This is a genomic window from Streptomyces sp. NPDC005485 (genome assembly GCF_040606085.1).
Taxonomy (GTDB): Bacteria; Actinomycetota; Actinomycetes; order Streptomycetales; family Streptomycetaceae; genus Streptomyces.
In genome coordinates, this window is record NZ_JBEXDZ010000095.1 from 22,584 (window position 1) to 34,772 (window position 12,189).

Consider the following 12,189-nt stretch of genomic DNA (forward strand, 5'->3'; position numbering starts at 1 on the left):
CGGGTGAGGTGCACCGAGTCGGGTGTACCGGGGGGCGGGGGCGCCTACCCTCGTAGGGCATCTGCTGTATCCCGAGCACCTCTGGGGCCTCCCTCGTGGCTGGACGTTTCGCTCCGCGACCCACGCGTACGACCGTGCGCGGCGGGCATGTCGCCGTGCCCCCGGGAGTGCCGCGCCCCGCGCCCGCGCGCCGGCGTACGTGGACGCCCGACGGGCCGCTCGACCTCGGGCTGGTGCTCGGGCCGCTGCGGCGAGGGCCTGGAGACCCGACCTTTCGTACGACGCCGGACGGGTCCGTGTGGCGGACCAGCCGGACGCCCGCCGGGCCCGGAACGCTGCGGGTCGCGCTGCGGGGCGGGGTGGCCGGCGGCGAGGCGTGGGGGCCCGGGGCCGAGTGGTTGCTGGAGCAGCTGCCCGAGATGCTCGGCTCCTCGGACGACCCGTCGGCGTTCGAGCCGCGGCACCGGATCGTGGCAGCCACGCGCCATCTGCGGCCCGGGCTGCGGTTGACCCGCACCGGGCTGGTGCTGGAGTCGCTCATCCCCTCCGTGCTGGAGCAGAAGGTCACCACGGACGAGGCGTACCGGGCATGGCGGTTGCTCGTACGGAAGTACGGGGAGCCGGCGCCGGGGCCCGCGCCCGAGCGGATGTACGTGATGCCCGCGCCGCGGACCTGGGCGCTGATCCCGTCCTGGGAGTGGCACCGGGCCGGGGTCGACAACAAGCGGGCCTCGACGATTCTGCGGGCGGTCCGGGTGGCGGCGCGGCTGGAGGAGGCCGTGGGGTTCGCGCCGGAGGCCGCGCGGGCCCGGCTGGAACTGGTGTCGGGGGTGGGGCCGTGGACCTCGGCGGAGGTGGTGCAGCGCAGTCATGGGGATCCGGATTCGGTGACGGTCGGGGACCTGCACCTTCCCGGGATCGTGGGGTATGCCCTGGCGGGCGACCGGGACGCGGACGACTCCGTGATGTTGTCGTTGCTCGCGCCCTATGCGGGGCAGCGGCATCGGGCCGCTCGGTTGATCCTGCTGTCGGGGCGTACGCCTGCGCGGCGGGCTCCGCGGATGTACCGGGGGGACATCGGGCGGTTGTGAACCCCGGCGAGCCGGGCCGGGGTGGGGGCGGGGGCCACTGGCTTTTTCGCCCCCTCCGCCCCTTCCCGTCCCGTCCTCCTGGGGGCTTCGCCCCCTTTCCCCCCTGTCGCGCTTCGCGCTCGTCCTCAAACGCCGGACGGGCTGAAACCTCTACTGGTCCGACGAGAAGCGGATCGACGCCGCCGGGATCCTCGCGTCGCACCAGATGCGTGCGCCCTCGCGGAGTTCGTTGTCGGGGCCGATGATCGCGCCGTCGCCGATGACCGTGCCGGTGAGCAGGGAGCGTTCGCCGATGCGGGCGTGGGCGCCGATGAGGGAGTCGGTGATGACGGCGCCGGGTTCGACGACGGCGCCGTCGAGGAGCGTGCTGCCGGTGATGCGGGCGCCCTCGCCGACGTACGCGCCGTCGCCGACGACCGTGCCTCCGGTCAGCTTGGCGTCCGGGGCGACGGAGGCGGTGGGCAGGACCAGGCGATCGCCGCAGCGCCCGGGGACGGCCGGGGAGGGGGCGCGGCCCAGGACCAGGTCGGCGGAGCCGCGTACGAAGGCCTGGGGGGTGCCGAGGTCCAGCCAGTAGGTGGAGTCGACCATTCCCTGGAGGTGGGCTCCGGTGGCGAGGAGGTCCGGGAACGTCTCGCGTTCCACCGAGACCGGGCGGCCCGCCGGGATCGTGTCGATGACCGAGCGGCGGAAGACGTACGCCCCCGCGTTGATCTGGTCGGTGACGATCTCCTCGGGCGTCTGCGGCTTCTCCAGGAACGCGGTGACGCGGCCGGTCGCGTCCGTGGGGACGAGACCGTAGGCGCGCGGGTCCTCGACACGGGTGAGGTGGAGGGACACGTCCGCGCGGGACGAGCGGTGCGTGGCGACCAGCGCCGGGATGTCCAGGCCGGTCAGGATGTCGCCGTTGAAGATCAGGACCGGGTCGTCGGGCCCGGAGTGCAGCCGCGCGGCCACGTTGCGGATGGCGCCGCCCGTGCCGAGGGGCTCCTCCTCGGTGACGTATTCGAGGTGGAGGCCCAGCGCCGAGCCGTCGCCGAAGTACGGCTCGAAGACCTCGGCCAGATAGGAGGTCGCCAGGACGATGTGCTCGACGCCCGCCGCTCTCGCTCGCGCCAGCTGGTGGGTGAGGAAGGGGACACCCGCCGCCGGGACCATCGGCTTGGGGGTGTTCATCGTGAGCGGACGCAGCCGGGTGCCTCTGCCGCCGACCAGGAGGATCGCTTCTGTCACCTGTCGTCTCTGCTTCCTGCTGGGGCCCGCCGAAACGGTGTCACGGCGGGCCAGTGTATGCAGACCGTTCGATGGCGCCTTCGACGGCCGCACCAGCAGTTATCGCCCCTGGTAGCGGGCCGCCGTGGTCCGGGCCGTGCCGAGCTTGCCGTACAGGAGCCTTCCGGGGCACTCCGTGGCGAACCCGTCCCGATGGCCGGAGATCACATTGAGTCGTACGTTCTTTCCTTTTCGGTAGAGATTGCCACCCCCGGACTTCAGGTATGTCTTGCCGCGCGGATTCGCACCGTAGAGACCGAGCTTCCATGCGGTGAGCCGGGCGATGGCCTTGAGCGCGGCACGGGTCGGCTTGGTGGAGCCGTAGGTGCCGAGGACGGCGATCCCCATGCTGTTGGTGTTGAACCCGAGAGTGTGGGCGCCCATGACGGGTTTTGCCACACCGCCCGCACGACCCTCGTAGATGTTCCCGCACTTGTCGACGAGGAAGTTGTAGCCGATGTCGCGCCAGCCACTGCTCTCCACGTGGTAGCGGTAGATACTGCGGATGACCGAAGGAGCTTGGGAGCAGCTGTACTTGTTGCCCGAAGCCGTGTGGTGCACGAAGGCCGCCTTGACCTTCTTCGTGTAGACGAAGCCGCGCTCGCGCAGCCGCTCGTCGGCGCCCCAGCCGCGGCGGGTGATGATGCGCGGGCGCGGTCCGATGTACGGCTGGAGGCGCCGTTCGCCGTCCTGGACGGACGGCAGTTCCCGGGTGGCCGGGTCCCGTTCGGTCTGCTGCTTGGTGAGCGCCGGGATCTCCGTGGCGCCGAGCGGGGCGAGTCCGGCGTTGGCGGCGGAGGCGTCGACCGTCTCCGCGGTGAGCGCGGCAGCCGCGCCGGTCGATACGGCCGCAGACACGCCTGATACGGCCGATGCGCCGCTCGCCGGCTCCGCCCGTAGCGCCTCCGCGTGGCCGGCCGGGGCACTGACGGGATCCGCGCCGGGGTCCACCAGTTCGAGGTGCATGCCCCTGGGAAGCGGGGAGTCGGCCGTCACCCCCGTCCGTTCGTCGCCCGCCTCCAGCGCTGCCTGGACGCGCACCTCGACGCCGTCCGAGGCGCCCACCCACAGCGGTGCGGTGGCCCCGCGGACGCGTCCCGAGGTGCGCTCGGCGCTGTCCAGGTCGGCCGCGTCGTCGGAGTAGTGCGTCTCGACGTCCTGCCAGCCGGACCAGTGGGTGGTTCCGGCGGCGCGGGTGCGGACCTGGACGCGGCCGTGCAGTTCACTGTCGGGGTTGTCCCATACGACGCCGACCAGCGAGAACGACCGTACGTCCCGTCTGGAGAGCCCCTGTTCGGCCGCGGTGGAGCCGAGCGCCCGGGTGCCCGCGAGGGGGACGAGCGGCAGGGACTGGGTGCTGCCGGGGGCGGCCGGCTCGGACGTCCGCGCCGGGGCTCCGGCCTGCGCCGGGGCGGGCAGGGCCAGCGGAAGGGCGAGTGCGGCCGCACAGGTGACGCCGACCGAGGTAGCAAGGAATCCACGCATGCTCCTGATCCTGGACATAGTCATACATATCTGTCCATCCGGGAATTGACGGACCGTCGGCTGCGCTCGTCCGAACCGGTGGCCCTCCGAGGCCCGTCCGGGGGCCCGGGTTGACCCGACCGGGCGGCCCCGCCACGGCCCCCGCGTACGCTTGCCCGCGTGAACGCCACCGACCGCACCCCTGCCGACCTGCTGCGATCCGCGCTCGCCGCGGACCCCGCGCGCCCCCTGGTGACCTTCTACGACGACGCCACCGGCGAACGGGTCGAATTGTCCGTGGCCACCTTCGCCAATTGGGTGGCCAAGACCGCCAACCTCCTCCAGGGCGAGCTGTCCGCCGAGCCCGGGGACCGGGTCGCGCTGCTGCTGCCCGCGCACTGGCAGACGGCGGTGTGGCTGCTGGCCTGCTCCTCGGTGGGCGTCGTCGCGGACGTCGCGGGCGACCCGGCCGCCGCCGACCTCGTCGTCAGCGGGCCCGACACCCTCGACGCCGCGCGCGCCTGCTCCGGCGAACGGATCGCCCTGGCGCTGCGGCCGCTCGGCGGACGCTTCCCGCAGCCGCCCGCCGGTTTCGCCGACTACGCCGTCGAGGTGCCCGGCCAGGGGGACCGCTTCCAGGCGTACGCGCCCGTGGACCCGGAGGCACCCGCGCTGATCGTCGCCGGGGGCGAGTACACGAGCGCGGAGGTCGTCGAACGGGCCCGGGCCGACGCACCCGCGCTCGACCTGACCGGGCCCGGGTCGCGCCTGCTGTCCGGGGCGTCGTACGACACGTGGGAGGGGCTCAGCGCCGGGCTGTACGCGCCGCTCGCGACCGGCGCCTCCGTGGTGCTGTGCCGCCATCTCGGGCAGCTGGGCGAGGACGCCCTCGCGAAGCGGATCGAGAGCGAGCGGGTGACGGCTACGCGCCGTTAGCGGAACCGGGCCAGGTCACCCGTTCGGCCCTCCAACGGCCGCGCCCCACCCCCACCCCGCGCCATCGTCGTAGGAGCACCGCAGGACGACACGCTCGCACGCCATGAGGGGTGGACCGCTCCGTGACCGACAGCGCAGGCATGCCCTCGGGAGCATCCCCGACCGGCGCCGGGGTCATACGACGGCGGCGGCGGCTGCTGCGGTACACCGCGATCGGGGTCGCCGTGCTGGTGCTGGGCGTGGCCGGGGCCGGCTGGGCCGCGTACGAGAAGCTGGACGCGAACATCACGCCGGACAACGCCGCGGCCGCCGAGCTCGCCCGGTACGAGAAGGAGCGGCCCACCGCGCTGGTGCGCGACGCGCAGAACATCCTGCTGATCGGGTCGGACTCGCGGTCGGGGGACGAGAACCGCAAGTACGGGCGCGACTCCGGCACCGAGCGGTCCGACACCACGATCCTGCTTCACCTGTCCGCCGACCGGCGCAGCGCGACCGCCGTCTCACTGCCCCGCGACCTGATGGTGGACGTGCCCGGCTGCCGCCGCCCGGACGGCACCCGCACCGAGCCGGTGTTCGCGATGTTCAACTACGCCTTCGCGACCGGCGGCTCGGCCTGCACGATCCGGACCGTCGAGAAGCTCACGAACATCCGTGTCGACCACCACATGGTCGTGGACTTCTACGGCTTCAAGGAGATGGTCGACGCGGTCGACGGCGTCGAGGTGTGCCTGAAGGCCCCGGTGAACGACAAGGCGGCCAAGCTGCGGCTGCCCGCGGGCAAGGTGACGCTCGACGGCGAGCAGGCGCTCGGATACGTACGCGCCCGCAAGTCCCTCGGCGACGGCAGCGACACCGACCGCATGGAACGCCAGCAGCGTTTTCTCGGCGCGCTCGTCAACAAGGTGCAGAGCAACGACGTCCTGCTCAATCCCGTGAAGCTCTATCCGGTGCTCGACGCGGCCACGTCCTCCCTCACCACGGACCCGGAACTGGCGAGCCTGCGCGGGCTGTACCAACTCGTGCGCGGCCTGCGCCACATCCCCACGGAACGTGTGCAATTCCTGACCGTGCCGCGGACTCCGTACGTCCACGACACCAATCGCGACCAGCTCGTGGAGCCCGCGGCGAAGGAACTCTTCGCGCGGCTGCGCACGGACACCGCCGTCGAGGTCACGAAGGAAACCCCGAAGCAGCCCCCCGAGCGGACCCCGACGCCCACCCCGACGCAGGCCCCGCCGACGCAGGCCCAGACGCCGCAGGCCCAGACGCCGCTTCCGAAGAAGAACCCGACCGAAGACGGCGGCGAAGGCGCGTACGACTCGTCGTCCGAATCCGAGTACGAATCCGAGTACGACTACGAAGAGGAGTCGTACGACGACGGAAAGTCCGCCGGAAAGCGGGCCGGTTCTCGTGCCGGTACTCCCGATCCCGCACCCACTTTCCGCGGAAACACGGCCGCCGAGGACACCTGCGGGTAAAGCGCACGCCAAGGCGGGGAACGCCTGAGCTAAGAACTCTCTGAGAAATAAGGCGGATTGCCCAGTTGTAGGGGGTGGAATTTGTCACCGTCGTCGCTTGACGCTGAACTGGGCGGATAGTGTGAGCGATCCGGTGCACCCGACCACGAGGACCGACCTGGGGTCGCGCACTGCTGGACCGACTGACCGAGCGCCTTCTGAGGGGGGAAAGGCGCCGCGTGGCCCCGACGGAGGACTCAAGCAACCGTGGACGCGCAAGGCCGTGGGCGGGCGGACGATATCGACCCCGCAGACCAGTGGGTACTCAACCCCAATACCGGTGACTACGAACTGCGACTGCAGCCTTCCGCTGCGCAGTCGGGAGTTCCCGGTCCCCGTAGATCCGCCCGTCGTGCGGCTCCCGCTGCGGCGGGCGGACGCACCGCGCCGGGCCGGGGTTCGCGCCAGGCTTCCGGCGCCGTTTCGGACACCGAGGTGCCGGGGCCGCGCAGACGCCGCGGCGCGCCGGCCGAGCCGCCTCCCGGGCGGCGGCGGGGACGGACGAAGTCCAAGAAGTCGCGGACGAAGAAAATACTGCTGTGGACCGGCGGCACGATGGCCTTCGTGCTCATCGCGGTCTCCGCGGCGGCCTACGCCTACCTCAAGCACCTTGAGGGCAACGTCACCACGAAGGACGTCGGTGACGCGGCCAAGAGCGGCTTCAGCAAGGACGAGGCCTTCAACCTGCTGATCATCGGCACGGACAAGCGCACCGGTTCCGGCAACGAGGGCTACGGCGACAAGAACAGCGTCGGGCACGCCGACACCAACATCCTGCTGCACGTCTCCAAGGACCGAACGAACGCGACCGCGCTGAGCATCCCGCGCGACCTGATCGTGAACGTCCCGGACTGCGACACGATTCAGGACGACGGCAGCATCAAGACCATCACGGGCACGGACAACGTGCGCTTCAACACCAGCCTCGGCCAGGAGAAGCGGGACCCGGGCTGCACCATGCGCACGGTCAAGGCGGTCACCGGCATCGTGCCGGACCACTTCGCGATGGTCGACTTCAACGCGGTCAAGACGCTGACCTCGGCGGTGGGCGGTGTCGAGGTCTGTCTCGCCAAGGACGTCAACGACCCCGACTCGCATCTCAAGCTCTCTGCCGGGAAGCACAACATCGAGGGTGAGCAGGCACTCGCCTTCGTCCGCACCCGGCACAGCTTCGGCAACCAGGGCGACCTCGACCGCATCAAGGTGCAGCAGCAGTTCATGGCCTCGCTGATGCGCAAGATGAGCTCCAGCAAGACCCTCACGAGCCCCACCAAGCTGCTGGATCTGGCCGAGGCGGCCACCAAGGCGCTCACCGTGGACAAGGGCATCGGCAAGGTCAGCACGCTCAAGGACATGGCCATGGAGCTGAAGAAGGTGCCACCGAAGAACATCTCGTTCACGACGGTGCCCGTGATCGACAACCCGGCCGAGAAGGTCCACGCGACGGTCGTGGTCGACCCGACGAGGGCCCCCTCGCTCTTCTCCGCCATCAAGGACGACGTCTCGCTGACGACCGTCAAGCAGAAGGCGAAGAAGGAGAAGGCCGCGGTCGCCGCCCGCCTCAAGGGCTCCCGCTCCACCGCCTCCGACATCCGGGTCGACATCTACAACGGCGGCGCCGAGTCCGGCTCCGCGCAGGAGACCCTCAACTGGCTTCAGAACGACGAGGGCGTGCTCAAGTCGAGCCAGCTCGGCAACGCGGACGCGCCGCTCAGCAAGACAACCCTCGAGTACTCTCCCGACCAGGCTGATCAGGCACGGAAGTTGGCGGACCTCATGGGGCTGCCCGCTTCGGCGATGAAGCCCGGCGAGAGTGAGAAGAACGCCCAGGGACTTCCGGCGATCGTGCTGACCCTGGGCAAGGACTTCAAGGGCGCCGGGGTCCCGATGACCTCCAAGGCGCCGGACGTCGAGAAGTCCACAGCGGACAAGACGGTGTGCGCCAAGTGAGCTGACGGATGCGTCCCCGCGCCGTACGAAGTCGTACGCGCGCGGGGACGCACTCGTATGCGGTGTGGCGCCAGGGGTGGGGAGAACAGCGGGATGGCGCAGAGTGGTGTGCGCGGGGAGCGCACGCGGCGGGGCGTAAGGCGGGCCGGCGGACCGGGGAGGGGAAACGGTTCAGCGCCGGGTACGGCGCAGGACCCGACCCCGGTCGCGGGCTCGGACCCGGCTTCGGACGGGGGCGGCAGCGGCGGCCGGGGCGGCTCCGGTGGCAGCCGGCGCGCTTCCGGCGGCCGGCGCGGCAGGCAGCGGTCCGGTCGGCGCAGACCCGGCCGGCACCGTGTGCTGCGCTGGTTCGCGATAACCGTGGCCGTCCTGATACTCGGGACGGCCGGCGCCGGATACCTCTACTACCTGCACCTGAACGGCAACATCAAGAAGGGCCAGCGCAACAGCGGTGAGTCAGGGGTCAAGAAGGGGGAGGCCAACGCGGACGGGCAGACCCCGCTGAACATCCTGATGATCGGCTCCGACAGCCGTAACTCGGCGAAGAACGTGAAGCTGGGCGGCGACAAGGACAGCGTCGGCAGCAAGCCGCGGGCCGACGTCCAGATGCTGATCCACCTGTCCGCGGACCGCAAGAGCGCCTCCGTCGTGAGCATTCCGCGGGACACCCGGGTCGACATCCCGAAGTGCACCGACCCCGACACCGGGGCGAAGTACGCCGCGAAGAACACCATCATCAACGAGTCGCTGGCCCGTGGCGGTCCGGGCTGCACGCTGGCCACCTGGCAGAACCTGACCGGGGTGTACATCGACCACTGGATGATGATCGACTTCGCCGGTGTGGTGGACATGGCGGACGCGGTCGGCGGCGTGGACGTCTGTGTGCGGCAGAACGTGTGGGACCGTCCGCTGCCGGGGGTGGGCGGCGGATCCGGCCTGAAGCTGAAGGCCGGCACGCACAACGTCAAGGGCGAAGAGGCCCTGCAGTGGCTGCGCACCCGGCACGCCTTCTTCAGCGACCTGGGCCGCGCCAAGGCCCAGCACATCTACATGAACTCGATGATCCGCACGCTGAAGAACCAGAACGTGTTCACCGACGGCGGGCGTCTGACGGACCTGGCGGAGGCGGCGACCAAGTCCCTCAAGGTCTCCGAGGAGATAGGGACGGTCAAGAAGCTGTACGACCTCGGTATGCAGCTCAAGACGGTGCCGACCAGCCGGTTCACCATGACGACCATGCCCACGATCCAGGATCCGCTGGACAAGGACCACCTCGTGCCCGCGGCCACGGACGCGGACAAGGTGTGGGCGATGGTCCGCGGCGACGTGTCGTTCGACAAGGGCGGCAAGGTCGGCAAGGCCGGCGCGTCCGCGTCGCCCGGCCCCTCGGCGACGAGCACCGGCCCCGCGGCCGCACCGGCGGGCACGCTGGCGGTCAGCGTCGTCAACGGCACGGGCGGCGACGACGTGGCGGCGGTGGGACAGCGGGCCACGGCCGTCGCGAGCACCCTGCAGGGCAAGGGGTTCACCCGGGCCCTCGCCAGTACGACGCCGGACCCGCAGGCACGGACCCTGGTGACGTACGCGAAGGGCGCGGGTGCTCAGGGGAAGGCCGACGCCCTCTCCGTGGCCACCGCACTGGGTGTGCCGAGCGGCCAGGTGCGTGCCTCGGACGACGTCACCGCGCTCACGCTGACCGTCGGCGCCGACTGGCGCAGCGGCGCCGCCTATCCGAAGCAGTCGGTTCCGTCGGCCGGTGACCTGCCCGTCAGCGCGGACGCGGTGCACGGTGCGGACACCGGGGACTGCATGGAGATCTACAAGCCCTACCGGTTCTGAGGCGCGGTTGGGAGGGGCCCGGTTCCGGGATCCCGGTTCCGCGGCCCCGACGAACCCGCCGGCTCTCCACAGGGAATTCTTACCTGGCTGCAGAATGATGAGGCGTGTTCAGGTCCGGCCGGCTCGGAAACGTCGGCGAAACCCTGATCGGAGCACCCTCAAGTACGCTCCCGTCGAAGCCGGTCCGGTGTGCCGGACGGGGGTCGAGGGGCCGCGGCAGACAAATCGGTGTGCGTCGGGTGATGACCTGACGGGCCTGTCGTGCGTCTAACACCACACAAGCGTCCACAGAGACGGACGCGACGGCGCAGGGGCGCAGCACAGGGACACAGAGCGCGGGACGGGCCCGTTCGGCGGGCGCAGGGTGGGGAGGCACGGAGATGGCGCAGAGCAGTGTGCGTGGGGAGGGAACGCGACCACGCGCCGGGCAGGCCGGCGGGCCGGACCTGGACGAGGGCCGCCACGACGGGCACGGCGGCCGGTCGGACGGCGCGGGTGACGGCGACGGTCCGCGACCGCAGCCGCGCGGGCACGGCCGGCACGGCGGAGGCGGTGGGCGCCGGCGCGGGGGCGGAGAGCGCCCGCGCCGCAGACGTCGCATCCTGCGCTGGTCGGCGACGGTTCTGGCGGTCCTGATACTCGGCACCGCCGGTGCCGGTTATCTCTACTACCAGCACCTGAACAACAACATAAAGAAGGACAAGCTCAACATCGGGGACGAGAAGGACAGGGCCGCCGAGTCCAAGGCGAACGCGGCCGGCCAGACCCCGCTGAACATCCTGCTGATCGGTTCGGACGCGCGGGACACCAAGGAGAACCAGAAGCTCGGCGGCGCCAAGGACACCTTCGGCGGGGTGCCGCTCGCCGACGTCCAGATGCTGCTGCACGTCTCCGCCGACCGCACCAACATGTCGGTGGTCAGCATGCCGCGCGACACGCTGCTGCGGATGCCCAAGTGCACGGACCCGGACAACGGCAAGGTGTACCCGGCGACCGTCGGACGGCTGATGACCAACGAGTCGCTCGGCCGCGGCGGCCCCGGCTGCACGGTGGCCACCTGGGAGAAGCTCACCGACATCCACATCGACCACTTCATGAAGATCGACTTCTCGGGTGTGGTGTCGATGGCGGACGCGATCGGCGGCGTCCCGGTGTGCGTGGACGCGAACATCTACTCCAAGGACAGCCTGGGACACGGCTCCGGGCTGAAGCTGGAGAAGGGCACCACCTACATCAAGGGCAAGCAGGCCCTGCAGTGGCTGCGGACCCGCTACGGCTTCGAGGACGGCAGCGACATCGCGCGGGCCAAGGCGCAGCACCAGTACATGAACGCCATGGTGCGCCAGCTGCGCGAGAACGCGACGCTGAGCAACCCGGGCAAGCTGCGCTCGCTCGCCGAGACGGCCACCAACGCGCTCACCGTCGACGAGGGCCTGGGCACGGTGGCGAAGCTCTACGACCTCAGCAGCGAGCTGAAGAAGGTGCCCACCAAGGGCATCACCATGACGACGATGCCGTTCCGGTACGTCGGCGCGCGCGTGGAGCCCACGGAGGACGCCACGAAGCTGTTCCGTCTGGTCCGCGAGGACATCTCGCTCGACGGCACGAACAAGAAGAAGACGAGCACCGCGGAGAAGGCCTCCTCGGACCCGGCCGCGGCGGCCGGCGAGATCGGTGTGCTCGTGCAGAACGGCACCCGGACGACCGCGCTCGGCCCGGTCTCCGGGCGTGCGACCACGGTGAGCAACCTGCTCCTCGGCAAGGGCTTCACGCGGACGACCGCGGACACGACGACGGCCACCTCCGCGGAGAAGACCGTCATCCGCTACCCGAGCGCCGATCTGGAGGGCGACGCACAGAAGGTCGCCAAGTCGCTGGGGATCCCGTTCAGTTCGGTGAAGAAGTCGACGGACGTCTCGGGCGTCACGCTCGTGGTCGGTGCCGACTGGCGCACGGGCACGACGTACAAGGCCAAGGCGGAGGACGACACGACCCCGGACACGGCGGAGGCCCTCAACGGCGCCAAGACCGACGCCTGCATGAAGGTGAACCCCGCCTTCACCTGGTCATAAGGCGTTCCCCGTACGGCAGTTGGGCCCCTCTCCGGCGCGGAGAGGGGC

The 12,189-nt window shown here is 70.7% G+C and carries 8 protein-coding genes; 6 read left to right on the forward strand and 2 right to left on the reverse strand.

What is annotated here, in order from left to right; translation table 11 throughout:
* Positions 1-95 precede the first annotated feature (95 nt).
* Complete coding sequence (locus tag ABZS97_RS27805; protein WP_356141739.1) at positions 96-1,091, forward strand: DNA-3-methyladenine glycosylase 2 family protein; 996 nt, start codon at positions 96-98, stop codon at positions 1,089-1,091.
* Positions 1,092-1,241: 150 nt separating this feature from the next.
* On the opposite strand, the gene ABZS97_RS27810 is transcribed toward ABZS97_RS27805, so the two are convergent.
* Positions 1,242-2,324: an NDP-sugar synthase gene (locus tag ABZS97_RS27810; protein ID WP_356141741.1), complete on the reverse strand. Its 1,083-nt coding sequence runs from the start codon at positions 2,322-2,324 to the stop codon at positions 1,242-1,244.
* Positions 2,325-2,423: 99 nt separating this feature from the next.
* Positions 2,424-3,848 (reverse strand): peptidoglycan recognition protein, encoded by a 1,425-nt coding sequence (locus ABZS97_RS27815; RefSeq protein WP_356141743.1) that lies wholly within the window; start codon positions 3,846-3,848, stop codon positions 2,424-2,426.
* A 159-nt stretch (positions 3,849-4,007) separates the two neighbouring features.
* On the opposite strand from ABZS97_RS27815, the gene ABZS97_RS27820 reads away from it, so the two are divergent.
* The 5 genes from ABZS97_RS27820 (at position 4,008) to ABZS97_RS27840 (ending at position 12,141) form a co-directional block, all read left to right on the forward strand.
* Positions 4,008-4,763 (forward strand): TIGR03089 family protein, encoded by a 756-nt coding sequence (locus tag ABZS97_RS27820; protein WP_356141745.1) that lies wholly within the window; start codon positions 4,008-4,010, stop codon positions 4,761-4,763.
* A 140-nt stretch (positions 4,764-4,903) separates the two neighbouring features.
* Positions 4,904-6,241, forward strand: coding sequence for an LCP family protein (locus tag ABZS97_RS27825; protein WP_356141761.1), 1,338 nt, complete (start codon positions 4,904-4,906; stop codon positions 6,239-6,241).
* 246 nt (positions 6,242-6,487) lie between these two features.
* A complete protein-coding gene (locus tag ABZS97_RS27830; RefSeq protein ID WP_356141747.1) occupies positions 6,488-8,230 on the forward strand; it encodes an LCP family protein in 1,743 nt (580 codons plus the stop codon).
* Between the two features lie 93 nt (positions 8,231-8,323).
* Entirely contained in the window at positions 8,324-10,069 is a 1,746-nt protein-coding gene (locus tag ABZS97_RS27835; RefSeq protein WP_356141749.1) for an LCP family protein, read from the forward strand.
* Positions 10,070-10,449: 380 nt separating this feature from the next.
* Positions 10,450-12,141, forward strand: coding sequence for an LCP family protein (locus ABZS97_RS27840; RefSeq protein ID WP_356141751.1), 1,692 nt, complete (start codon positions 10,450-10,452; stop codon positions 12,139-12,141).
* Positions 12,142-12,189: the final 48 nt, after the last annotated feature.